Source organism: Mesorhizobium sp. B2-7-1 (assembly GCF_006440735.1).
Classification (GTDB): Bacteria; Pseudomonadota; Alphaproteobacteria; order Rhizobiales; family Rhizobiaceae; genus Mesorhizobium.
This window is the reverse complement of the sequence record NZ_VFUA01000001.1, coordinates 45,613-69,603: the sequence shown is the minus strand read 5'-3', so window position 1 is coordinate 69,603 and position 23,991 is coordinate 45,613. Positions and strand designations below refer to the sequence as shown.

General features: G+C 65.0%; 22 protein-coding genes, 1 pseudogene and 1 riboswitch. Of the genes and pseudogenes, 9 read left to right on the top strand and 14 right to left on the bottom strand.

The genetic code is table 11. The features are described 5' to 3' along the window. Positions 1 to 136 precede the first annotated feature (136 nt). Positions 137 to 2,110: a pilus assembly protein gene (locus tag FJ471_RS00355; protein WP_181179025.1), complete on the top strand. Its 1,974-nt coding sequence runs from the start codon at positions 137 to 139 to the stop codon at positions 2,108 to 2,110. Positions 2,111 to 2,251: 141 nt separating this feature from the next. Beyond that, positions 2,252 to 2,884 carry a LysE family translocator gene (locus tag FJ471_RS00350; protein ID WP_140801188.1) on the top strand — a complete coding sequence of 211 codons (633 nt, stop codon included), beginning with the start codon at positions 2,252 to 2,254 and terminating at the stop codon, positions 2,882 to 2,884. Between the two features lie 24 nt (positions 2,885 to 2,908). On the opposite strand, the gene FJ471_RS00345 is transcribed toward FJ471_RS00350, so the two are convergent. Further along, positions 2,909 to 3,733 (bottom strand): DUF2189 domain-containing protein, encoded by an 825-nt coding sequence (locus FJ471_RS00345; protein ID WP_140801187.1) that lies wholly within the window; start codon positions 3,731 to 3,733, stop codon positions 2,909 to 2,911. Between the two features lie 201 nt (positions 3,734 to 3,934). Beyond that, entirely contained in the window at positions 3,935 to 4,333 is a 399-nt protein-coding gene (locus FJ471_RS00340) for a VOC family protein (protein ID WP_140801186.1), read from the bottom strand. A 92-nt stretch (positions 4,334 to 4,425) separates the two neighbouring features. Between FJ471_RS00340 and FJ471_RS00335 the strand changes: the two genes are divergently transcribed. Next, positions 4,426 to 4,926, top strand: a complete 501-nt coding sequence (locus tag FJ471_RS00335) for a CAP domain-containing protein (RefSeq protein ID WP_140801185.1) — start codon at positions 4,426 to 4,428, stop codon at positions 4,924 to 4,926. 12 nt (positions 4,927 to 4,938) lie between these two features. On the opposite strand, the gene FJ471_RS00330 is transcribed toward FJ471_RS00335, so the two are convergent. The 4 genes from FJ471_RS00330 to FJ471_RS00315 form a co-directional block, all read right to left on the bottom strand. After that, complete coding sequence (locus FJ471_RS00330; RefSeq protein ID WP_246684554.1) at positions 4,939 to 5,931, bottom strand: 2-oxoglutarate and iron-dependent oxygenase domain-containing protein; 993 nt, start codon at positions 5,929 to 5,931, stop codon at positions 4,939 to 4,941. A gap of 69 nt (positions 5,932 to 6,000) precedes the next feature. Beyond that, entirely contained in the window at positions 6,001 to 7,533 is a 1,533-nt protein-coding gene (locus FJ471_RS00325) for a DHA2 family efflux MFS transporter permease subunit (RefSeq protein ID WP_140801184.1), read from the bottom strand. Positions 7,534 to 7,830: 297 nt separating this feature from the next. Beyond that, complete coding sequence (locus FJ471_RS00320; RefSeq protein WP_140801183.1) at positions 7,831 to 9,024, bottom strand: HlyD family secretion protein; 1,194 nt, start codon at positions 9,022 to 9,024, stop codon at positions 7,831 to 7,833. Further along, positions 9,021 to 9,500, bottom strand: coding sequence for a MarR family transcriptional regulator (locus FJ471_RS00315; RefSeq protein WP_140801182.1), 480 nt, complete (start codon positions 9,498 to 9,500; stop codon positions 9,021 to 9,023). Before FJ471_RS00315 ends, FJ471_RS00320 begins: the two co-directional genes overlap by 4 nt. Before the next feature lie 606 nt (positions 9,501 to 10,106). On the opposite strand from FJ471_RS00315, the gene FJ471_RS00310 reads away from it, so the two are divergent. Genes FJ471_RS00310 through FJ471_RS00295 form a run of 4 tightly spaced genes read left to right on the top strand, consistent with a single transcriptional unit; the run spans position 10,107 to position 14,051 of the window. Further along, positions 10,107 to 11,522: a glycosyltransferase gene (locus FJ471_RS00310; protein ID WP_140801181.1), complete on the top strand. Its 1,416-nt coding sequence runs from the start codon at positions 10,107 to 10,109 to the stop codon at positions 11,520 to 11,522. Beyond that, positions 11,519 to 12,409 carry a glycosyltransferase gene (locus FJ471_RS00305; protein ID WP_140801180.1) on the top strand — a complete coding sequence of 297 codons (891 nt, stop codon included), beginning with the start codon at positions 11,519 to 11,521 and terminating at the stop codon, positions 12,407 to 12,409. Before FJ471_RS00310 ends, FJ471_RS00305 begins: the two co-directional genes overlap by 4 nt. After that, complete coding sequence (locus tag FJ471_RS00300; protein ID WP_140801179.1) at positions 12,400 to 13,146, top strand: glycosyltransferase family 2 protein; 747 nt, start codon at positions 12,400 to 12,402, stop codon at positions 13,144 to 13,146. The genes FJ471_RS00305 and FJ471_RS00300 overlap by 10 nt, the downstream gene beginning before the upstream one ends. Further along, positions 13,143 to 14,051 (top strand): glycosyltransferase family 2 protein, encoded by a 909-nt coding sequence (locus FJ471_RS00295; RefSeq protein WP_140801178.1) that lies wholly within the window; start codon positions 13,143 to 13,145, stop codon positions 14,049 to 14,051. Before FJ471_RS00300 ends, FJ471_RS00295 begins: the two co-directional genes overlap by 4 nt. 43 nt (positions 14,052 to 14,094) lie before the next feature. Here the strand turns inward: FJ471_RS00295 and FJ471_RS00290 are convergent, their stop codons facing one another. From FJ471_RS00290 to FJ471_RS00275, 4 genes are read right to left on the bottom strand one after another with little or no spacing between them, the layout of a single operon-like run. After that, positions 14,095 to 15,081 (bottom strand): iron ABC transporter permease, encoded by a 987-nt coding sequence (locus FJ471_RS00290; RefSeq protein ID WP_140801324.1) that lies wholly within the window; start codon positions 15,079 to 15,081, stop codon positions 14,095 to 14,097. Positions 15,082 to 15,110: 29 nt separating this feature from the next. Continuing rightward, entirely contained in the window at positions 15,111 to 16,058 is a 948-nt protein-coding gene (locus FJ471_RS00285) for an ABC transporter substrate-binding protein (RefSeq protein ID WP_140801177.1), read from the bottom strand. A 33-nt stretch (positions 16,059 to 16,091) separates the two neighbouring features. After that, a complete protein-coding gene (locus FJ471_RS00280) occupies positions 16,092 to 16,877 on the bottom strand; it encodes an ABC transporter ATP-binding protein (protein ID WP_140801176.1) in 786 nt (261 codons plus the stop codon). Beyond that, positions 16,874 to 17,260: a DUF1636 family protein gene (locus FJ471_RS00275; RefSeq protein WP_140801175.1), complete on the bottom strand. Its 387-nt coding sequence runs from the start codon at positions 17,258 to 17,260 to the stop codon at positions 16,874 to 16,876. The genes FJ471_RS00280 and FJ471_RS00275 overlap by 4 nt, the downstream gene beginning before the upstream one ends. A gap of 89 nt (positions 17,261 to 17,349) precedes the next feature. After that, a riboswitch (cobalamin riboswitch) is annotated at positions 17,350 to 17,556 on the bottom strand. A 231-nt stretch (positions 17,557 to 17,787) separates the two neighbouring features. Here FJ471_RS00275 and FJ471_RS00270 point away from each other — a divergent pair. Further along, positions 17,788 to 18,222: pseudogene (locus FJ471_RS00270) on the top strand (AraC family transcriptional regulator); the annotation flags it as partial. Positions 18,223 to 18,351: 129 nt separating this feature from the next. On the opposite strand, the gene FJ471_RS00265 reads toward FJ471_RS00270, so the two are convergent. The 4 genes from FJ471_RS00265 to FJ471_RS00250 form a co-directional block, all read right to left on the bottom strand. Continuing rightward, positions 18,352 to 19,287, bottom strand: coding sequence for a helix-turn-helix domain-containing GNAT family N-acetyltransferase (locus tag FJ471_RS00265; protein WP_140801174.1), 936 nt, complete (start codon positions 19,285 to 19,287; stop codon positions 18,352 to 18,354). A gap of 338 nt (positions 19,288 to 19,625) precedes the next feature. Further along, the gene (locus FJ471_RS00260) at positions 19,626 to 20,762 is read right to left on the bottom strand and encodes an alanine racemase (RefSeq protein WP_140801173.1); all 1,137 of its coding nucleotides are present in this window, start codon (positions 20,760 to 20,762) and stop codon (positions 19,626 to 19,628) included. After that, positions 20,759 to 22,039, bottom strand: coding sequence for a D-arabinono-1,4-lactone oxidase (locus tag FJ471_RS00255; protein WP_140801172.1), 1,281 nt, complete (start codon positions 22,037 to 22,039; stop codon positions 20,759 to 20,761). The genes FJ471_RS00260 and FJ471_RS00255 overlap by 4 nt, the downstream gene beginning before the upstream one ends. Before the next feature lie 14 nt (positions 22,040 to 22,053). Beyond that, complete coding sequence (locus FJ471_RS00250) at positions 22,054 to 23,238, bottom strand: MFS transporter (RefSeq protein ID WP_140801171.1); 1,185 nt, start codon at positions 23,236 to 23,238, stop codon at positions 22,054 to 22,056. A gap of 120 nt (positions 23,239 to 23,358) precedes the next feature. On the opposite strand from FJ471_RS00250, the gene FJ471_RS00245 reads away from it, so the two are divergent. Continuing rightward, positions 23,359 to 23,985, top strand: coding sequence for a TetR/AcrR family transcriptional regulator (locus FJ471_RS00245; RefSeq protein WP_140801170.1), 627 nt, complete (start codon positions 23,359 to 23,361; stop codon positions 23,983 to 23,985). Positions 23,986 to 23,991: the final 6 nt, after the last annotated feature.

The window sequence follows — 23,991 nt, the reverse complement described above, 5'->3', positions numbered from 1 at the left end:
GCCATGGAATTGATTTGGTTAGCGGTTGGTGAAGCCGCCATTAAGCAATCGAGCGGTTTGCCAAACCGGTCCTTCAGCGTTTTGTGGAAGTGTGGCCCGACAGAGAATCCGTCGGCGGGGGGCCGCTTCAACTACAATGCGCAAATTCTGGCATCAATTCTGCCGCGACCGCCGCGGCAATTATGCGCTTATGACAGCAATCGCCATGGTGCCGCTGATGGGCGCGGTGGCGATGGCGGTCGACTTCAGCGAGCTCAACCGCCAGAAGCAGATGGTGCTGAATGCGCTCGATGCCGCCAATTTCGCCGCGGCGCGGCGGCTTGCCGAAGGCGCCACGGACGATCAGATCAGAGCCTACGCGGCCGACTTCTTCAACGCCAACCTCAACAATATCGACCCCGCCAACATCTCGCTCAACATCACGCTGCCCACCAGCCAGGCCGGCGGCGGCCTGCTTAAGATGAGCGCGACGCTGAACTATCACCCTTACTTCTATCCGTCCTCCTCGCTGCTCGTCGGCGCATCCACGGTCGATGCAAACAAGTCGATCAACCTCGATATGGACTCCCAGGTCCGGCTGAAGAACACGCTGGAAGTGGCGATGGTGCTCGACAATTCGGGCTCGATGACGACCCCCGGCACCGGCTCGGGTCAGAAGCGCATCGACCTGCTCAAGCAGGCCGCCAAGCAGCTTGTCGACACGCTGGCGCAGCAGGCGGCGCAGATCAAGCAGATCGACAAGCCGGTCCAATTCAGCCTGGTGCCGTTCGCGGCCTCGGTCAATGTGGGGCCGGACAACGACAACGCCCCCTGGATGGACGTCTATGGGCTGTCACCGGTCGCCAATGAGAATTTCGACTGGTCGACGCTGAACGCACCCGACAGATACGCCCAGAAGGTCAACGGCATCTGGTACAAGAAGGGCGCCGGTTGGGGTGACACGCAAGACCAGGTGCTCAGCCGCTTTTCGCTCTATCGCGACATGCAGGTGGTGACCAGCCACGAGCGCATCGTCGGCAGCAAGCGCGTCGTGTGCGACCAATACCGCTCCGACAACACCTGCAAGCGCAGCCACAACGAATACGACTACACCGATACCTACGGGCCGTTCGCCAGCTGGCAGGGCTGCGTGGAAGTACGACCCTATCCATACAATATCGACGACACGCCGGCCTCGGGTGGCCCCAACAACACCGGCATCGGCGTCGGCGACCCGGCGACGATGTTCGTGCCGATGTTCGCGCCCGATGAGCCCGGCAACCGCTGGAAGGTGACGCAGGATCCAGACGAGCCGAACCCGGTCACCTACGGCGCCGCCAACAGTTGGTGGAACGACGATCCGTCAAGCACCACCGGCAAGACCAGGCAGTCGAACATGGCCAAATACTTCATGCCGCGGCCGATCGATGCCCCGACGCTGAGCACCGGCGCCGGCCCGAATTACAGCTGCACCACCACACCGATCACGCCGCTCACCGATGTCACGCAGACGGATGGGCTTGCGGCCATCAAGGCGGCGATCGACCTGATGCAGCCCAACGGCAACACCAATGTGCCCGAAGGCATGGCCTGGGGCTGGCGCACCGTGTCGAGTGCTGCGCCCTTCACCGAGGGACGGCCGGAGACGGAGCGCGGCAACGACAAGGTCGTCATCGTGCTCACCGACGGCGAAAACACCTATTCGACGGTCAATCCCGACCCGGCCGGCAACAAGTCGACCTATGCCGCCTATGGCTATACCGGCGTCGGCTATAACGGCACCTCGGTCACCCGCCTGTTCGGCGGCACGTCGAGCGCCATCGGCCAGTTCAACTATTCGTCGAGCAACTACACCGCGGCGATGAACGAGCAGATGGCGAAGCTGTGCGACAACGCCAAGGCGGCCAATGTCATGGTGATGACGGTGGCGCTCGACATGTCGTCGACCAGTTCGAGCGACCAGAAGGCGATGGCCGCGCTGAAAGCCTGCTCTTCCGACTCCCGCTTCCGCAAGGATCCGACCGATCCCAGCAAGCCGGCCAAGCTGTTTTGGAACGCGACCGGCGCAACGCTGTCGGACAATTTCAAGGAAATCGCCAACGAGTTGTCGAACCTGCGGGTGGTCGGGTAAGGCATGCCGATATTTCAGGTGAGGCCGGCCTTACCTGAATCTCAACACGCCTTGCGCTGGCGCAACAGGTGCTAACCGCAAGCCCTTGCGCCCTCCCGCGAAGCCGCGCACATCTGCCGCCGCGCTTTGCTGGAGCCATCAATGCCCGACGCCGCCAATCATCTGACCTTTGCGCTGATCTGCCTCGGCATGGTGCTGACGCCGGGCCCGAACATGATCTACCTGATCTCGCGCTCGCTATCGCAAGGGCCGAAAGCCGGGCTGATCTCGCTCGGCGGCGTGGCGCTGGGGTTCCTGTTCTATGTCGTGTCTGCAGCCTTCGGCATCACCGCGCTGATCTTCGCCGTGCCTTACGCCTACGACGTGCTGCGCTTTGCCGGCGCGCTCTATCTCTTGTGGCTCGCCTGGCAGGCGCTGAAGCCCGGCGGACGCTCGCCCTTCCAGGTCCGCGAACTCCCCAGGGACAGGCCGCGCAAGCTTTTCATCATGGGGCTGATGACCAACCTGCTCAATCCGAAGGTGGCGGTGCTCTATCTGTCGCTGCTGCCGCAGTTCATCAATCCGGCCAAGGGCCATGTTCTGTCGCAGTTGCTGGTGCTCGGCGTGACGCAGATTTCGATCAGCCTCACCGTCAACGCCATCATCGCGGTGACGGCCGGCTCCATCGCGAATTTCCTCGCCGGACGACCGTTCTGGCTGGTCGTCCAGCGCTGGATGATGGGCACGGTGTTGACGGGGCTGGCCCTGAGGATGGCGACCGAAGCGCAAAGATAGCCGTCACCCCAAGAACGCAGCCGTCTACATCGGCCGGCGGACCGGCCGGATCTGCTCCGGCTCGACCACCTTGCGGTAGAGATGCCAGGTGGCATGGCCGAGGATCGGCATGACCACGGCGAGCCCGGCAAACAGCGGGATCGAGCCGACCACCAGCAACACGGCGACGGTCAGCCCCCAAAGCGCCATTGTCAGCGGGTTGGCCATCACCGCGCGGGCCGAGGTTTCGATCGCCGAGACGGCGCCGACGTCGCGGTCGAGCAGCAGCGGGAAGGCGACGACCGTGGTGGCCAAGACGACAATTGCGAAAACGAGGCCGACGGCGTTGCCGACGAGGATCAGCGTCCAGCCCTTGCCGGTCGTCAGCACGTCGCGCACGAAAGCGCCGACCGAAGCGGGCGGCTCGGCGCCGAACAGGCTGGTGTAGAGCGACTGCGCGGTGAACAGCCACAACAGGAACAGCGCGAAGAGCAGGATGCCGATGACCGCGATCGACGGCAGCGCAGGCGAATGGCGAACATCGAGCGCATGCCGCCAATGGGTGTTCATGCCGAGCTCGCGCCGGCGGCTGATCTCATAGAGGCCGATGGCCGCGAACGGGCCGATCAGCGCGAAACCGGACATCAGCGGATAGACGAGTTGGATGGCGTTCGAGCCCGAGGTCCATTGCGTCAGGATCAAGCCGACGATCGGGTAGACCAGGCACAGGAACACGTAGTGCGAGGGCTTGGCCCAGAAATCCTCGGCGCCGAGCTTCAGCGCGTCCCAGAGGTCCGAGGTGGAAATGTGGCGCACCGTGGGCTGCACATGCATCCCGTACGCATCCGCCATGACATGAAAACCGGCCATAACCGTCCTCCGTTTGTCAGTGCATGAGCCCGAAAACCGGGAGGTTCTCGCCAAGCAATCATGCGCCAGATCAACGCGGGTCGGTCACCGCCTGTGGGTGGCCGCCCGTGGCTGCCACTTCAAGAACGATCGCATCATAATCGATCTTCCGGGAAAAGTCGTCGCTTCACGCGATTTTCATCGCGGCGAAGCTCGTTCTGCCTATTCGGGCGCGTTGAACACCGCCTCGAGGCGATGCCCGTCCGGGTCGATGACAAAGGCCGCGTAATAGTGCGGGCCGTAGTCGGGACGCGGGCCTGGCCCGCCATTGTCCTTGCCGCCATGGGCGAGCGCGGCCGCGTGGAACCGCGCGATGCTCCGCCGATCCGGAGCGGCAAACGCCAGGTGGAATCCCGGCCCGGGCGGACGCTGACCCTTCGGGCGGAACTTGATCGCCAGCTTGTCGCCGCCGCCGGGCGGACCGTAGCCGACAGCCTGATCGGCCTCGCCGGGCCTGAGATCGTCCCAGACGCGAACATAGCCGAGCGGCGCCAACGCCGCGTCATAGAAGGCGGCCGCGCGCTCGATGTTCGAAACGCCGAGGGCAATGTGGTGGAGCATGGCGGACCTCCTGTCGTCGAATCGCTGCGCCGTCCTGGCGATTTTCACCGCCCTGCCCGGCAAAAGCCACGATCGCCGGTATCAGAAGCCGGATGAGCATCGCCACCACAGCCGACCTGAACCGCCGTTTTCTGCTCAAGGCCGCCGGCCTTGCAGCACTTGCCGGCATCGCCGCCTGCAGCACCGTCACGGTCCCGACCGGCGAAGGCGCCGGCGCCTCTTCGTCCGCCACGGCGACGCTGGCCGGCATTCGCGCCTCCGCCGGACTGCCGGTGCTGACGCCGGACGCCCAGCTCGAACAGGCGGCGCTGCAGCAGGCCGGCTACATGGCGTCGCGCGAGCGCATGAGCCACACGACCGGCTGGGGCAAGGATTTCGCCTCGCGCATGAAGGACAATGGCGTACGGGGCGCGGCGGCCGAAAACATCGCCGAGGGCCGCTTCGACCTTGAGAAATTGTTCGACATCTGGATGCATTCGGCCGGCCATCGCCGCAACATGCTCGACCCCGACTTCAGCCGCTTCGGGCTGGCCTATGTGCGCGACGGCCGCGATCCCGCCTTGCGCTACTGGGCGCTCGTGCTGGGCCGATAGCCGGCGGCCCCCCTATTTTGTCGTCGCCTTGAACTTGCCCATCAGGTAGGGCCCGGAGCGCACCGGCCCGTATTTCGGCGTCTCACCCTCGGCCAGGCATGCGCCCAGAACCGTGATCTCCGCGTCCCAGTTCGGCTGATGGAAGAAGGCCATGGACTGCCGGCGATCCTTGCCGCCCTCCTCCAGCGGCGGGTTGACGACGCGATGCACGGTCGACACCCAACGGTCATTGGTCCAACGCGCCATCAGGTCGCCGATGTTGATGACAAAGGCGCCGGGGATCGGGGGCACCTCCGCCCATTCGCCGTCCGGCGTGACGATCTGAAGTCCGCGCGACCCTGGCTGCGGCAGCAGGATCGTCAGGCTGCCATAGTCGGTATGGGCGCCGGCGCGGATCTGGCCGGGCTTCGGCGCGACATGCTGCTCGGGATAGTTCAGCGCCCTCAGCGCGCTGATCGGCGCATCGAGGAAAGCGTCGAAATAGGCTTCCGGCAAGCCCAGCGCGGTAGCGAAGACCCGCATGATGCGCAACGCCAGATCCTCGAGAGCCGCGTAATAGGTCTTCCAGGCATCGACGAAGCCCAGGGGCTCGGCCGGCCAGATCGTCTCGGCATAGCAGAAGGCCAGCGCCTCCGGGTCCTTGACGCCCGGCGGCACGCGCAGAGGCCCGCCGTTGAAGCTCTCTTTCAAGTCCGGTGGCGTGTCGACGTTACGGGATTTCGCCAGCGCCTCGAGCTCCGGGCCGAGATATCCATAGGGATAACCCTTGTAGGGCGCCTTCGAGCGCTGCTTTTCCTCGGGCGGCAGGTCGAAGAAGGCCTTCGCCTTCGACCAGGCGGCGTCGATCACGGCCTGCGGAACGCCGTGGTTCGTGACCGCCAGGAAGCCGGTGCTGCGGCAGATATGGTCGACCTCGCGGCCGAGCGCCTTCTTTTCCGCGGGGCTCGCAGCCTCGAACTTTCCGAGATCGAATACAGGAAATGACGGGTTCTGCATCACGTTCATCCAACCGCTCAATACCGGAACGATGCAGTCTGTCCCGGCTGTGATCTAGGACCAACCGGCGTGGCGGTCCTAGTCCATATGGGCTGCGGGCGCCCCACCCGCCGGCGCCGCCTTCGGCTTGCGCAGCAATATCACGAACGGGATCGCGGCCAGCGTCATCACCATGAGGAGTTTGAAGTCGTTGATGTAGGAGATCATCATCGCCTGGGCGTTGACGGCCAAGTTGACCTGCGAAAGCGCGGCCGGATCGCCGCTGGCCGCCGCAGGCGAGGCCGCCCAGAGATTCGGATTGTACGGGTTGATGAAGGCCGAAAGCTCGGTGTGGTTGATCTGCGTGTTGCGCACCATCAGCGCCGCGACCACCGACACGCCGATGGACGAGCCCAGATTGCGCACCAGGCTGAACAGCGAGGTGGCGTCGGTGCGGTAGCGCGCGTCGAGCGTGGCGAAGGCGACCGTCGACAGCGGCACGAACACCATGCCCATGCCAAGGCCCTGGATAACCCCGGAGGAGATGATCAGCCAATTGTCCATCTGCGGCGTAAAACTCGCCATCGTGTAGAGCGACTGCGCGGTGAGCAGGAAGCCGATGGCGACGAGGATCCTCGCGTCGATCCTGTGCATGATGCGGCCGACGACCAGCATCGAAATCATCGTGCCGATGCCGCGCGGCCCCAGCACGACGCCTATGGTCACGGTCGGATAGCCGAAGATGTTGGCCAGCATCGGCGGCAACAGCGACATCGACGCCAGGATCAGCACGCCCATGATGAAGATGAAGCCCAGCCCGGTCACGAAATTGCGGTCGAGGAAGATCTTGGGATCGATGAAAGGATGCTCTGATGTCACCGTGTGGATGATGAACACCCAGAAGCCGGTGAGCGACAAAGCGAGCTCGATCCAGATCTCGGCCGAGTTGAACCAGTCTATCTCGCCGCCGCGATCGAGCATGAGCTGCAGCGCGCCGACGCCGAGCGAGATCATAGCGAAGCCGAAGAAGTCGAAGCTCCGCACGCGCTTGGCGACGACGGGCAGATAGGCGGCCATGCCGAGGAAGGCGAGGATGCCGACCGGCAGGTTGATGAAGAACACCCAGCGCCAGTTGAAGTTTTCCGTCAGCCAGCCGCCGAGCGTCGGCCCCAAAATCGGCCCAAGCATGATGCCGGCGCCCCAGATCGCCATCGCCTGGCCGTGGCGTTCCTTCGGGTTGATGTCGAGCAGGAAGGTTTGCGACAGCGGCACGATTGCGGCGCCGAACACGCCTTGCAATAGGCGGAACAGCACCATCGTCTCCAGGCTCCACGCAAGGCCGCAGAGCATCGAGAAGATCGTGAAACCGACGACGGAGCCAAGGAACAGTTCCTTGCGGCCGAGCCGGTCGGCGAGCCAGCCGGTGACCGGCGTCATGATCGCCGCGGCCACGATATAGGAGGTCAGCACCCAGTTGATGTTGTCGGGCGACGCGCCAAGGTCGCCGGTCATGGTCGGCAGCGCGACATTGGCGATCGTGGTGTCGAGCGCCTGCATGATCGTCGCCAGCATCAGCGCGACCGTGATCAGTCCGCGATGCGGCACTTCCTTGAAGGCTTCGGGCGTGCTCATGATGCTGAACTTCCAGCAGGTAACAAAAACGTGTAGACTAGGTTTCCGGGCGGCAAAGCCTTCCGTTGAGAGACCTTCATCGCGGTGGGACGCGACTATCGATGTGGGGGTTACATCGACCGAAAGTCTCTGTTGGAGCGGATGCCTGCCGCCCGGAAACCTGAGGACCAACGGGTCCGCGCCGAGGTCCCAGCTTTCGAACGAGCCGCCATGCGGCTTGCCTTGCTGATCCTCGCCACTCCTCCCATCGGACCAATCCCCTCGATGCCCGCCGGATCGCGGCGGGCTTCGCTGTCGTTACTGCGCGTGCTCCCCTGCCGTGGCGTTGCCGAAGATCGACGGCAGGCCGCGCGCCACGCCGGTGTCGACGGTGACGGTGGCGCTCATGCCGGTGCGCAGCGCCATCTTGGCATCGGGATCGGTCAGTTCCAGGCGCACCGGAATGCGCTGCGTGACCTTGACCCAATTGCCGGTGGCGTTTTGCGCTGGCAGCAACGAGAACTCAGCGCCGGTGCCGGCGCCGATCGCCTTTACCGTCGCCTCGAAGGTGCGGCCCGGATAGGTGTCGACGACGATCTCGGCCTTCTGGCCCGGCTTCATGTTGGTGAGCTGGGTCTCCTTGAAGTTGGCGTCGATCCAGGTGTCGCCTGTCTCGACCAGCGCGAAGAGCGGCGTGCCGACGGAAACATACTGGCCGACCTTGAAGGAGGCGGCCTGATAGATGACGCCTTCGGCCGGCGCCTTCACGGTGGTCTGCGCCAGGTCGTAAGCGGCCTTGTCGCGCGCGGCGAGCGCCGCCATCACGGTCGGATGCTTGTCGGTCTCGATGTCCGGATTGCCGCCGAGCGCGGCCTTGGCGCTGACGATGCCCTGCTCCGCGACGGCCAGTTGCTGCTTGGCCTTGTCGAGGTCGTTGCGGGCCTGGTCGAGCGAGGACTTGGCATTGATGCCTTTCTGGGCGAGATCGGCGGCGCGGCCATATTGCGACTGCGCATAGTCGACCTCGCTGGAGGCGGACTTTTCCTGCGCCGTCGCCTGGCTGTAGGCGGCGCGCAACTGCTCGACATTGAGGCGCGCGGCGGCGACCGCCGCATCGGCCTGGGCGAGCGCGATCCTGTAGGGCTCGGGATCGATGACGAAGAGAAGATCGCCCTGCTTGACCAATTGGTTGTCGGCGATGCCGACCTGGACGATACGGCCGGCCGTGTCGGAAGCGACCGAAATCCTGGCCTGCTGCAGATTGGCGTTCTCGGTTTCCTGATAGCGTCCGCCCGTCACCCAGACATACGCGCCGCCGGCGAGCAGAGCGAGCGGCAACGCGACCATCAACAGGAAACGGCCGAGGCGGCGCTTCTTCTTCGGCGCGGCCCGCTGCGGCTCGGGAGCCATCGCGACCGGCGCGGCGACCGGCTGGGCCGGCGCTTCGGCAACCGGCTGCGCCGGCGCAAGCTTGGTGACGTTGTCGTCTTCTACCTTGGCTGCCGCGTTCATGCTGCTGCGCCTTCCGCACTCTTTATCTTTTCCAGGGACGACGTCTCGGCGTCCGTCAAATTCTGCACGATGGTGTCCAGCACGCGGATCAGGACGCGGCGTTCTTCCGCCGACACGCCGGTCAGCGATTCCTCATAGACCTCGCCAGCAAGGCTCTTGACGTCGGCATAGGCCGCGTTCGCCTTCTCGGTCGGGAAGATCATGCGCACGCGCCGGTCGGTCGCGTCCTGGCGGCGCTCGATCCAGCCGCCCTCCTCCATGCGGTCGACCAGGCGCGAGACGCTGATCGGCTCGATTTCGAGGAGCTCGGCAAGCCGCGCCTGCGCGACGCCGGCCTCCTTGGCGACGCGGACGAGCAGCCGCCATTGCGCCGATGAAAGACCCAATCCACTGGCGCGCGCCTCGAAACGCTTGCGCATCAGGCGCTGCACATCGTGGATCAAAAATCCCAGTCTGTCGATACCATCTGAAACCATGAGCGATACATATAATAAGCGTGCTTACTATTCAAGTGGATGCTTCGCGCCAGAAGCCGGCAAATCGACATATCAGGCATTCGATGCATTCATGGTTAGCGGCCAGTGAAGACGTTGCCGATGCAATCGGCAAAATATTGCACCTCGGCTTTCCCGGAAACCAATTCACCCTCAATCCAACCCCTGTTGACGGCGGCTCGGGGATCAGGCCAGACTACCGTCATCCACCAGGCGTTCGGGGGCCTGAACTCAATGCACCAATACATGCTGGCGAAGCCGCGAAGCTGGCGCGGATCGCCTATGTCGACGCGTGTGATCTGACCGTTGGAGAAGGTGACCGGACACCGGAAGGTCGTCATATGCACGCTTGCGTCGGGCAAACCAGGCTACGCGCTGGCGGCTCACGAGGCGTTGCAATCATTCCTTCGCCACAGCGATTTCGAAATCTATGTGACGACGGATCCAGGCTCGTCCGCCTTGCTTCCGTGCTCGCCGCGCCTTCATCTCAATCTGGTCGACACAACCGGCCAATCCAGCCGGGCCAGCGGCTTTCTCGCCAAATTCGAGGCGCTGGCATGGTGCCTCGAACGGTCAGGCGCGGAGATCGTGCTGCAGGTCGATGCCGATGCCGTGCTCTTGCGCCGGCTTACGGCGCAGGACGTCGCGGACGCCCTCGGCGATCGCGGCATGGCGATGGTCGAGCAGACCGGCATCGCCGGGTCGGCCATGGGCCGACGCGATTTCCTTGCGCATTACCGCAATTACACCCTGGCGTTCGTCGACGGCTCCCTGGCAGCACCAGGCGAAGAGGATTTCCGCTATTTCAACAGCGGCGTGGTGATTGCGCGCGCCGACGAGTTGCGGCGCTTCCTCGACTGGACGAGCGCACGCCTTCGGCTGCTTCCGCCCGACCATGCGATCGGCGGGCAAATGGTGGCCGACCAAGACTATTTCCAGATCTGGACGAACACGCTGGCCCCTGAGCGGCGGCGCGAGCTTCCCTGGCAATGGAACCACTGCCGCCACTGGGATGACGGCTTTCCGCGAGAGGGCGCGCTGATTGCTCATTTCAGCAATTTCTGCAACGGCCCCGACATCGAGGCGGTCGCGGCAATGCACGCGCTGGCCGGCGAAGCCCGTATCCCAGCCGCGCCTGATGGCGACAAGCCAGCCGCGCTGGCCTTCGTTATCGTCACACATAATTCGAGCAAGTTGATCGGCTATTGTCTGGACAAGCTTGCCGACCTCTCGGCGCACCTGCCAAGCGAGATCATCGTCGTCGACAACGGCTCGATGGACGACACGCTTGAGAAGATCGCGCGGCCGGGCGTCACGATCCTGCGCAATACGCGCAATGAGGGCTTCGCGGCAGCGGCCAATCGCGGGGCCAAGGCGGCGCGGGCTGACCAACTCTGTTTTCTCAACCCGGATTGCGTGATGACGCTTGCGGCGGCGGAAGCGGCATTGGCGGTTCTTCGGGCAAAACCCGGAGCGATAGCGGTGCCTGATTATGTCGACTGGCATGGGAAACGAACGGCAGGCCGGCAGCCCGGTTATTCGCGGATCAAACTCATTGCCGACATGCTGCACAGTCACGGCAAGGCCCGGCTTGCCGAGCGGCTGAAGCAGTTGCCGGGTTATGACTGCGACAGTTGGAGTTGGCCGCTTGCCGCCGCCCTTTTTACAAACCGCAGCAGCTTCGCGCGGCTCGGCGGCTTCGACGAGCGCTATTTCTGCTATATGGAGGACGTCGCGATCGGGGTCGAAATGGTCAAGCGGGGACTCGAGATCGTCAGGCTCGACCAGGTTCTGCCGCATTTCGGTCGGCACGGCGCCGACGTCGCTCCCGTCCTGCGCGCGCAGATGCTCAGCGCGGCGCGGATTCAGTTTGCCCGCCTGTATTACGGCCGGACTTTCGCCATCGCGCTGACAGCCCTGCGCTCGCTTCTGCACGGTCGTCGTGCGGTCAAGGATGCGCTCCGGCACGGGCGGCGCGCCGTCACCTTCCTGGCAAACGGATGAATTACTACGTCCTGCCCGGCATAGGGATCTACGGCGGCATAAAGGTCGGCTTCCAGTTCGCGCGACTGCTTGGTGAATTGGGCGCTCCAATCGCGGTGGCGACACCCGGCGGCATGGCGCCTCGCTGGTTCGGGTCGGACCGGCCGGTGGTCAGCCGGGAAGAGACCATCGCCAGGGTCGGCAGGGACGACACGCTGATCTTCTCGCTGCCGCACGACTATCCGGTGCTCAAGGCCACGGGCGCCCGGCTGATGTTCCACTGCCAAGGGACGGATCCCCTGATCGATCCCGTGCTGCGGGACAAGGATGTGGTCCTGCTGACCTGCTGGGAGCAGGCCGCGCATTATGTAAACGCCATCGCCGGACGCGAGCCGACAGATGTCGGCATCTCGATCTCCGACGTCTTCTTCCATGACGGCACGCCGAAGGACGAGCGGACGGTCGCCTACATGCCGCGCCGCGGCGCGGCGACAGCCCAGGCCGCGATGGCGCGCGTGCGGCATCTCCACTACGCACCGATCGGCGACAGCGACGAGATCTCCTGCGCCGCCATCCTGAAACGAAGCGGCTACTTCCTGGCCACGGCCGAGGGTGAGTGGTTCGGACTGCCGGCCCTGGAAGCCATGGCCGCGGGCTGCACCGTCGTTTCGGTTCCCGTCCTCGGCGGCATGGAATACCTCAAGGACGGCGAAAACGCGCGGGTCGTTGCTCCGGTCGATCTGCCGGAGGCGCTGGCCGAACTCAGCGCCGAACATGCCCGCGGCGCCCGCGCCATGCTGCGCGAGAAAGGCGCGGCGATGGCCGGCCGCTATCGCATGGCAGCGCAGCGCAGGAAACTGCGTGACGCCATGCAGGCCGGCTTGCGGAACGCCCTTTCATGGAACTGACCGCGGTCATCTCCTCCTACGGCCAGCCCGCGCTGCTGCGCACCTGCCTGATAATGCTTGAACGTGCCTTGGCGCGTGCAGAACTTCGCAGCACGGCGATTGTCGTCATGGACAACGGCACCCTCATACCGTACCGCCCCGCCGAGCTCGGCGTCGCCGATGCGCGGATCGTGCGTTTCGACAACCGGCATCCCTTCTCGGTCGCCTGCAACCGCGGGGCCCGCGAAATACCCGCCGCGCGTTATCTCTTCCTCAACAACGACGTCTTTCTCCATCCCGAGGCGCTGCTGGAGATGCTCGACGTCATGCGCGATCATGAGGCCGGGATAGTCGGCGCCAGACTCGTACTGCCCGACGACACGATCCAGCACTGCGGCGTGAGGTTCGATGGTGGCGAGCGCGGGCCCTATCATCAGGACCATGGCAAGCCTAGCGCCATCGTCACCCGGGTGACGAGCTTTCCCCAGGCGGTCACGGGCGCCGCCATGGTGATCGACCATGCCGTCTTCACGGCGCTTGGCGGCTTCGACGAGGTGTTTCCCTTCGGCTATGAAGATGCCGACCTATGCCTGCGGGCACGGCAGCTGGGCGTCCGCATAGCCTGCGCGCAAGGCTGGGATTCCCTGCATCTGGAATCCTTTTCCGACCGGCGGCCCGATCGCCATCAGGCATCGCGACGCCTATTCTTGGAGCGCTGGCGGGGCCGCTACGCAATCGATGGAGACGAGAACGGGTGACGCGGGAACACGCAATATCGCTGATCGTCCATACGCGGGATTCGGAAGCCACCTTGCCGCGGCTCCTGGATGGCACGCGATGGGCGGCCGAGCGTATCGTCGTCGACATGCAAAGCCGAGACAAGACTGTCGAGATCGCCAACGCCGCCGGCTGCCGGGTGATGTTCACGGCGGTCGTCGATGCCGTCGATCCGATCCGCAATCAGTACCTGGCCGAGGCCAGTCATGAATGGATCCTGGTGCTCGATTCCGACGAATACCTCGCGGCAGACGCGCATGAGGCGCTTCAGCAGCTGATCCGCGAGCACGGGGCGAATGCCGACGCCTTCGCCATTCCGCGCTTCAATTCCATCGCCGGCCATGTCATGCGGGGGTCCGGCTTTTATCCCGACCACCAGGTGCGCTTGTTTCGCAGAGGAACCGTGGCGTGGCAGCCCGGGCATCATCGCCTGCCCAAGGTGTTGACCGGCCGCCAACGGCTTCGCCAGCTGGAGCCGCCGCATTGCGTGCACATCCACCACGAGAACTATCCCGACATCGCCTCGTTCATCGCCAAGCAGGTGCGCTACGCGCTCACCGACGACTACGACCCCGATCCCGAAAAATTCGACTTCGGCATCTACCTGGCCGAGGCTCATGCCGAATTCGCCAGGCGACACGAGCCCTCGCAGGACGGTGAGCTTTCGACCGCCGTGGCCACCGTGCTTGCATGGGATCGCATCATGCGCGGGCTGATCCATTGGGAACGGCTTGGCCGCCGGCAGTCGCTCAACGCCGCCTTCTCGCTGCCGATCTCAATCGCAGCGGCGCCAGGCAAACGCTCGCGTCCAGGCACGCCGCTGCGCAACGTTCCGCGCGAGATCGGCCGATGGATCCGCAGGGAGATGTTGGGCCGACGGAACTGAACGACCAGTGGCGCCTGCGCAACTGTGCCCGAAGACCGGGAGGTCATGGCCGACGTCGCATCAGCATGGTGACGACGAAGAAGGCGCCGAGCGAGCTGGTGATGATACCGATCGGCAGTTCCTGCGGCGGCAAAAGCGTACGGGCAAGCAGATCGCTGGCCAGAAGCAGGATCGCGCCGAACAGCGCGCAGGTCGCTATCAGGGGCCGGTGCAGCGGACCGGCCAGCGGCCGGCCGAGATGCGGGATCATCAGGCCGACGAAGCCGATGACGCCGGCCACGGCAACGAGAATGGCGGTCGCCAGGGCAGCGACGAGGAATGTCGTTCGACGCATCCTTGCCACCGGCACGCCGAGGCTCTCCGCGGCGCTTTCGCCGGCGAGGAAGGCATCGAAACGGCGGTGGTTCCACAGGCCGTAGGCGAGGATGATGCCGGCACCCAGCGCCGCCAGGCCGATATTGTCCCATCGCGCAAGACCGAGCCCGCCCATGGTCCAGAACAGCACCGAATGCGCGGCGCGCTGGTCGCCGGCGAAGACGAGATAGTTGGTCAGCGCGGTGAACAGGAAGGAGACCGCGAGGCCGGCAAGGATCAGCCGCTCCGGTCCCTGCCCCCTCACCCGCGGAACGAGCAGGAGCACGATCGCCGCTGCCAGCATGCCGCCTGTGAAGGCGGCGAGCGGGAGCGTCCAGATGCCGAAACTGTCGCCAAAGACGGTGATGACCGAAACGGCGCCCGCGGCCGCGCCCGAGGAGAGGCCGAACAGGAACGGGTCGGCGAGGTCGTTGCGGGTGACGGTCTGCAACAGCGCGCCGACAACGCCGAGACCAGCGCCGACGGCGATCGCCAGCAGCGTGCGCGGCAGCCTCAAGTCCACGACGATGCTGCCGACCGGACCGGATGGGCTCTGGCTGTCGAGCCCCGCCGCATGCGCCAGCGCGCCGACGACCTCGCGCAAGGGTATCAGCGTCGAGCCATAGGCGATCGAAAGCAGCGCGAGCGCGACCAGCAGGATCGCGCCCAGCGCCATCGCTAGGACGAAGGGCTTGCGGTGTGGTCTCAAAACGCTTCCGGATGCATGGCCCTGGCGATCTTGCCGATCGCCTCGATATTGGCGGGTCCGGGCGTCAGCTCGGCGTAGCGCAAGGCGACGAAGCGCTCGTTCCTGACGGCGTCCGTCTCTTTCATCGCCGGGTGGACTTTAAGGAAATCGATCAGCTTCCTGTAGCCGCCGCCATCCTGGTAATCGAGCAGGATCAGGAATTGCGGATTGCGCGACGCGACCGTTTCCCAATCAGTGTTGCCCCAGCTCGTCTCCATGTCGGCCATGATGTTTTGCCCGCCCGCGGCGGCGATCATGGCGTTGGGAATAGCGAACTTGCCGGAGGTGAAGGGCTTGTCCTCGCCGGAATCGTAGAGGAAGACGCGCGTGCCCTTGGCGTTGCCCACTTTCGCGGTGATGCCGGCAAGCTCGGCCTTCCAGCCGTCAACCAGCTTTTCGGCCTCCGCCTCCTTGCCGAAGATCTTGCCCAGCTTCTCGACGTCGCCGTAGAGCAGGTCCATCGAGGCGGCGGGACGGTTCTTGTCGAGATGGACGCAGCTCTCGGTCAGCACCAGCGTCTTGATGCCGTGCGGAGCGAGCGTGTCGGGGGTGACCTCGCCGCCCGGCTTCATGCCGTAATACCAGCCGGCGAAGAAGAAATCCGGCTGCACGGCGACGAGGTTTTCAAGCGTCGGATATTTCGGCGCCAGCTCCGGGATGGCGCCCTGCTCGGCCTTGAACTCCGGCCCGACCTTGTACCAGCCGGTGATACCGGTAAGCCCGACGATCGACGGCTGCAGCTTCAGCGCAAAAGCCATCTCGGCCATGTTGAGGTCCTGGATGACAGCGCGCTTCGGCGGCGCGTCGAAGGTGAGCGGCTTGCCGCAGCTGTCGACGGTGACGGGGAAAGCGAAAGCGGCCGAGGCGAGAAGCGAGAAGGCAAACGACAAAGCGAGGCGTTTCACGGGATGGTGCTCCTTGTTTTGGGGTGGGCAGGTTCAGGATGGCGACGCGCGCGTGGGCAGCTCGAAAACGGTGAGCTCGCGGTCCTCGGTCGGGTGCCGCAGGCGCAGCACATCGATGCCGAACACCTCGCGGATAAGCGGCTGCGCCAACGCCTCGCGCGGCGGCGCCAGCGCATGCAGCCGGGCGTTGCTCATCACCGCGACGCGAGTGGCGAAGGGCGCCACAAGCGCGAGGTCGTGCAGCACGGCGACCACGGTCATGTTGAATTCGGCCACCAGCTCGAGCAGTTCTGCGCGGGCGCGCGGGTCAAGGTGATTGGTCGGCTCGTCGAGGAACAGGATCTTCGGCTCTTGCGCGATGGCACGGGCGAGCTGCGCGCGCTGGCGCTCGCCGCCGGAGAGCGAGCCGATGGCGCGCGCAAGCAATGGCAAGAGCCCGGTTCGGCGCAGCGCCTCGACGACGATGTCGCGGTCGTCGTGCCGGCGCCTCAGGCCGGCGTGCGGGACGCGGCCAAGCTCGACATAGTCGATGAGCGCCAGCCGTGGATCGGGCTGGTCGGTCTGGCCGACGACGGCGATGCTGAGGGCCCGCTCGGCGGCGGTGATCCTGTCCAGCCGACGCCCGGCCAAGCGAACCTCGCCGCGGCTCGGCGACAACGCCCCGCACAACATGCGCAGCAGCGTCGTCTTGCCGGCGCCGTTCGGGCCGATGATGGCAAGGCGCTCACCCGCCGCCAGCGACAGGCTGAGATCCTCGACCAGGGTCCGGCCGTTTGCCGTGGCGCGCAGATCGCGGGCTTCAAGCAGGGGCGCGCTCACCGGACTTGCTCCGTTGCCTTACCCGCGGTGGGGATGCGCGCCAGTATCTTGCCGGCGAGCCTTGCCGGACGCTGGCCGGAATTGCACCAGCCGTCGGGCAGCGAGGCATAGAGCCTGGCGAATTCGACCAGCGGGCCGGCATCGGTGCCCCTGTCGATGGAACCGAAGAGATAGGTGGCTTTGCCTTGCGCCTTGAAGGCCACGGTCAGCGGCCGCGCGCAGCCGGCCATGCAGTCGATGGTCTCGATGGCAAAGGAAGGTGTCTGCCGCAAGGAGAGCCTGGAGCGAAGGTCGGCGCATAAATCCCCGCCGCACCTCAGCCCGGTCAGGGTGTCGCGGCACAGCGAACAGACGATGATACGATGGCTTGAGGCTTCCAACATTTCCGTCACTTTCCAAAATGGCGACGGAAGGATGCTGGGCGAGCCGGCCGACAGGACGGTGCCCGCGTCTCCTCCCGGCACACCCCGTCCGGTCAACTCGTGTCGATGGCAGGTCTCCTGGCTCGCGGGTCGCTGCGCCATCCGCCTTCCCAGCCTTGCCGGCCAGTGGCATTTCGGATGGAGCTCGCCGCTCACAGTTGCGGGGGCAGCCACGGGTTCGACCCAAAGCGGATCTCACCGTGTTCCCTTTTCACCCCTCGCCTTGCGGCTCGGGGACCATGACGCAGCCATCGTAGGTTGTCGCCGTCCGAGTCGCAACGGGCCTCTGTCCGCTCCTTGCGCGAGAGACGTGGCGGGATCGTCGTGTCGTTGCCGCAAGTTTCTGACCCTTTTGATATGTAATAACATTACCAACTAGCGTACGCTACTTGGCCTGTCAACGTCGTTCGACTTCGCTTGAAACGCAATTTCGATCAAACTGGCGCGCGGCGCGGCGGCTAGGGTCGGCCTGCCAAATGCGAGGAACCATGAACCCGACCGAGAAAGCGCTGTGGTTTGTCGAAAGCCACCTGCCCGACGCCATCAGCCTCGACGAAATAGCGGCAAGCAGTGGCGTGTCGCGCTTCCATGTGACGCGCGCCTTCGGCGCGGCCACGGGACGATCGGTCATGGGCTATATGCGGGCGCGCCGCCTGAGCGAAGCGGCGCGCAAGCTGGCCGGCGGCGCGCCCGACATTCTTTGCGTCGCGCTCGATGCCGGCTACGGCTCGCATGAGGCGTTCACGCGGGCTTTTCGCGAGCAATTCGGCACCACGCCGGAGTTGGTGCGCGCGCAAGGCTCGACCCAAAACCTCGACCTCGTGGAGCCCATTCTGATGGACAGTTCGCTTCTCACCGCACTCGAGCCGCCGCGCTTCGAAACCAGCCGGCCCTTCCTCATCGCCGGCCTCGGCGAGCGTTATCGGGCGGGAACGGAGCTTCCATAAGGCGGAAGGGAGCGGACTTACCGGGTGCCGCTCCAGGTCCTTTTCGACCATTTCGTGATAGCATTGCAGACTGGTTCGGGCAAACGCTGCTGGGCGACCCGCGAACTAAAGCTCCAGGTTCCAGGTCTGGCCGACCAAGTCCTTGCCGAAGGAATGATGGCGTTCCTCGTCGACCAGCCTGAAGCCCGCTTCCTGGTAGATGCGGCGGGCCGCGCCCAATATGTCGTTGGTCCAAAGCGTCAGCGTCCGATAGCCCTTGGCGCGAGCGAAGGTGATGCACTCGTCGACCAGCCGCGCGCCGATGCCGAGGCCGCGCGCCGATGGTTCGACATAAAGCAGCCTGAGCTTCGCGACCTTGGGCGATTTGCGCACGACGAAGACCGAGCCGACCACCTCGCCTTCGCGCTCGGCGATCCAGCTTCGCTCCCATTGCGGGACGAAGTTCTTGACGAACTCGCCGAGGATCTCAGCGACCAGCGCCTCGAAGGTCTCGTCCCAGCCATATTCCTGCGCATAGAGCATCCCCTGGCGACGCGTGACCCAGCCGATATCGCCGACCTGCAACGGCCGCAGGATATACGGCACCTTCGGTTCGGGCCTGTCGCCGAGCAGATCGTGGACGGTGCGCATGGCCTTGACCAGCCGCTCCTGGTCGGCCGGCGCCAGGCGATCGAGCAGCGCACGCACCTGGTCGTGCGAATCCTGGTTGAGCGGCGCGAAGGCCTGGCTGCCCGCCAGCGTCAGCGCGATCGAGGCGCGGCGCGCATCGGCCTCGCTTGCCTCGCGCTCGACCAAGCCGCGTTCCTCGAATTTTTTGAGGAGACGGCTGACATAGCCGGGGTCGAGACCGAGATCGCGCACCAGGTCGCTGGCGACCAGCCCGTCGCGATTGGCAAGTTCATAAAGCACCCGCGCCTCGGTCAGCGAGAACGGGCTCTTCAGGAGGCCTTCGTCGAGCAGGCCGATCTGTCGCGTGTAGAAGCGGTTGAAGGCGCGCACCGTATCGATGCATTCCTTGCCGGGATGATCGTGGATGGTCATGGGAAGTCCTCCTGTCTTGGACAGGATCAATCATTTAGTTGACTGAGTCAATAAAATGGTTGTGGCGAGCCGCCTCACAACTTCGTCATTCCAGGGCGGAGCAAGGAGCGGAGCGACGCGCGCAGACCCTGGAATCCATGCCGGGACGGTGGTCAGGGAGTGCTACGCCGCAGAACGGAGTTCATGGACCCTGCATCAGGTGCCAAGGATCCAATTCGTTGCATAGCGGAAAGGTAACGGAATGGATTCTAGGGTCTGCGCTCCGCTTCGCGTCGCTACGCCCTGGAATGACGAGGTTGCCGGAAGGCCAGCGCCAAGTACGCCCGCAGTGGTGCCCCTCACCCCATCGGCAGAACCGGCCAGAACTCCACGATCCGTCCGCCGGCGAACACCGCAATCGCACCGAAATGCTGGAGCACGGCCTCGCTCTGCGTCGGCCGCAGAAAGGCATAGTCTCCCGGCTTCACGTCCACTCTCGCCGGCAAGCCCATGAATTGCTGGTTGGAGGAAAGGCCCATCAGGCCGTTCGGCTTCATGCCTTCGGGAAACACCGGCTCGGCCATCCACTTGCCGCCATAGAGGTAGCAGCCCTTGCGCGGAAAGAGGCCAAGCGCCTGCAAGGCCGTGGACAACCACGCGGGTCCCGGCAGCAGCGCATCACCCGTCTTCAGGATCGGCGTTGTGATGAAGGCGGCTGGCTGGAGGCCGTCCAGGCCGGGCGTGTCGAAATCCTTGGGCAGCACGAAGGCCGAGCCCATCGAGACTTCGTTGGCGACTGCCGCGCCATGCAGCAGCGCCGTCTTCGAGCCGCCGATGTTGAGGATGCGGCGCTGGTCTGGCTCCAGCGCCGCGACGAACTCCGCGGCCTTGGCCGAGGCCTGCTTCAGCGCCTTGGTCGCACCGCCGAACAGACCAGGAATCTCCGGCGCATGCGCCTCGTAGGCCATGAGGCCTTCGCAGTGCAGGCGCTCCGGTATCGTCAGCGCCTTGATCTGCGCGGGGTCTGCAAAACCGCCGCGATGCAGGCCGACATCCACCTCGAAGGCAAAGCGCAATTCGGTGTCGAGCGCGGCGGCCAAGGCGCCATATTCGGCTAGCCTCTCCGATGTGTCGATCAGCCAGCAGACGCGCGACCACCAGCCAGCGCCGCCCCTGGTCAGCGCGGCCTTGGCGGCACCGACCGGCATCGGCTTGCCGTAGAGCAAGTCGCCCTCGGGAAAGGCGTCAAGCACGGCCTGCGACACCGGCGGATGGAAGGTCATGAAGCGGTTGGTGCCAAGCGCCCTGGCGATATGCGAAAGCAGCGGCAAGCAAGGCAGCGACTTGTCGACCAGCCGCACGCCAAGGCCTGGCGCCAGCCTATCCTTCACCAGCGCGATGTTGCGGTCCAGCCGGTCGCGGTCGAGCACCAGGCAGGGCCGGAAAATGTCGGCGGCCCTCAATGCTTCGGACAGGGCAGCAAAATAGGCGTTCATGGTTGGATGCCGAACAGGCCGGCCATATAGGGCGAGACGAAACGGTTTTGCGGATCGATGTCTCGGCGCACGGCAAGCGCGTCGTCCCAGCGCGGATAGAGTTTTTTGAAATCCGCCGCCTTCAGGCTATGCATCTTGCCCCAATGCGGCCGGCCGCCATATTTGCGGAAGATCGGTTCGGCGGCGCGCATGAAGGGCAGCGGATCGTTGGCCGCATCATGGTGGATGGCGATCGAGCAGGTCAGCCTCTTGTGGAAAGGCGAAAGCCAGAATTCGTCGGGCGCCACCGAACGCACCTCCATCGGGAAATAGACTTCCGGAAAGTGCTTTTCCGTCAGCGCGATGATCTCGGCCAACGCTTTGGGACCTTCCTCGTAAGGCAGGTGGTACTCCATCTCGTTGAATTTGGTGCGACGGTCGCTGGCGTAGACGTTGAGCCAGTCCTGCACATAATCCTCGGAGGACACTTTCTTCACCGCGCCCCGGATCAGCGCGCGGCGCAGCGACGGCAGCCAGCGCAAGGCCGTGCGCAGCTTTCGCAGTGTCGCCAGCCCTTCCTCATCGTCCTCGGTCGGCCGCGCCGTCGTCGGCGCGTCGCTGATATCGCTGGCGATGAACTGCACATAGTCGGCGAAGGGGATGTAGTAGAATTCCGCCGAGCGATGCGCGGCCATCATCGTCTCGAAATTCTTGAGCATGTCGCCGACCGGCAGCACCCATTTGCGGCGGCGCAGCCGATAGGTCGCAATGTTGTTCACCGCCACTTCGGTCAGCACGCCGAAAGCGCCCAGCGCGACGCCGGTGGCGTGGATCATATCCAGGTCGTTCGCACGGCTGAACTCACGCAGCTTGCCTCGCCCATCCACGAGTTGCAGCGCCTCGAGCTGCGTGTGATAAGCGCCGAGCGTCGGGCCTGAGCCATGCGTTGCGGTGCCCAGCGCGCCGCCGATCGCCTGCTTGTCGATGTCGCCCATATTGGGCAGGCCCTGGCCGATGTCCTGGAGGATGTGCATCAGGGCGCCGAGCCGCGTTCCCGCTCTCACCCGCGCCCGGTTGGCCGCGGCGTCATGCGAGACCAGCCCTTCGATCTTCTCCAGCGAGACGATGGTGCCCTCGGACTGCACCAGCGGCGTGAAGGAATGGCCGGCGCCGGCGACGCGCAGCGGACCGGGCGCCGAGCGCACCAGCTCGGCCAGTTCGCCGGCATCGGCCGGCGTCGCGATCCGCTTCGGGGAAGCCTTGACGAAGCCGGACCAGTTGCTCCAGGCGTTTGCCATATTGGTTCTCCCGCTCAGGCCCGGCCGCGCCGCCGCGCGACCAGCACGAAGACGCCGAGCAGAAGCACACTGGCCAAAGCGGTGGCGGCGGCGAATTCGGGCACCGGCCGGAAATTCGCGCCGTCGATCAGCAGCGAGGCGGCGATCGGGCCGATGGCGAGGCCGAAGAGTTGGGCTGCCGGCACCAGAAGTGCCGCGGTGCGCGTCTCGTCGGCGGTGATGGCGAGGCGGATCTGGTAAGGCACGATGAAGAGCAGGATGAAGCCCATCACCAGCGCCACCGCCCAGAACACCGAAACCCCCGGGCCGGAGGCAAGCAGCACCGAGCTGATCGCCGCGACGATGCCGATGATCGTGATGGCAAAACGGTAGTCGATGCGGGCCTCGAAGATTGTCGCGGTCAGGGCGCCGATCACCTGCGCGGCAAGGCTTGCCGAAACCATCAGGCCGACGGTCCGGCCGTCGATGCCGAACTGCGCGCCGATGGGCTCGAGGAAAGCCCAGACGGCGCCGAAGAACATGAAATAGCAGAAGATCGACAAGAGCGCGGTGATCGCCGGCACGGTCGCGACATTGGCAAACTGCTCTTCCTTGGGCAGGTCGGCATAGTCGTCCGGCACGGTCCAGGCGACGACCAGCGACAGCAGGCAGACGATGCCGAGCGCGATGAAGCCGCCGGCCGAACCCGCTCTCGGCACCGCATAGAGCGCGAGGATCAGCGCCAGCGCGCACTGCGCCAAGGTCTGCAGCGTGACGAAATAGCCGCCGATGCGCTCGGCCCGGCGCGAGCGGGCGATCAGCTCCGTCGCGACGGCGACCAGCCCGCCCTCCGCCAGACCGGCCAGCGTGCGTGCGCCGATCAGCGTATTGGGACTGCCGGCATAAGCAGTCCAGAAGTTGGCGAGCGCCAAGAGCACGAGCAGCACCGCGCTCTTCCAGCGCATGTTCCTGGCGGGGAGCAGCATCGCCACGATCGCCGAGCCGATGGCGATCGCGATCATCTCGGCGGTGGCGACCAGCGCCAGCTCGTCGCCGCTGACATGGCCTTCCGTGTAGAGCGCGCCGAGCAGCACCGGCTGCAATCCGAGGATGAGCAGGCCGACCGAGCCGATCCATAGCGCCGAGGCCAGTTGCAGGCCGGTCGGGTTGCCGACAAGCCAATCGCCGTTTTCCGCTTGCACGGCTTGCGATGCAGTCACGAGGTGCCCTCCCTTGCAGCTCGATCGAAAAACTGACAAGTTGTCAGCATTTGGCGAAACTGATACTTGATCATGTTTCTTGTCAACCGCGAATTCGCGAGTTCTCACGAGATTTGGCGCATGACGCAGATTAGGCGAGCGGCGACGGAACCGCGGCGAAGGCCGAAACAGGAGCGCAGCCGCGAGCGCATCGACGCGATCCTCGCCACCACCATGCGGCTGATCGGCGAAAAAGGCATCGACGCGGTGACGATGAAGGAAGTCGGCGCGCTGGCCGGCGGGCCGATCGCCACCGTCTATCATTATTTTCCGAGCAAATCGGCGATCCTGGCGATGCTCTACGAGCGGTTTTCCGAGGAAAGCCGCGCGCGTTTCGGCGCGATCATCGCCGGGATAAGCGGGCCGGGCGACGTGACCGCGGCGGCCGACCGGCTGCTCGATGATTATTACGGTCGCGTCGCGGCGGACCCGGCGATCCAGGACCTGCAGAACGCCATCCAGGCCGACAAGGCATTGCAGCATCTCGACATCGCCGAGACGCGGCACCAGGCGAAGATGTTCTGCGACCATGTCGCGCCGATGCTTAAAGCCGAGCAGCGCGAGGCGTTCGGGCGCGTGGTGTTCCTGATCTTCCAGCTTGCCGGCGGCGTCGTGCGGCTGGCGCTGACGCAGGACAAGGAAGAAGGCCGGCGCACGATCGAGGATTATCGCTCGATCATCCACACGCAGTTGAAGCTGTTTCTCTGAACGCGA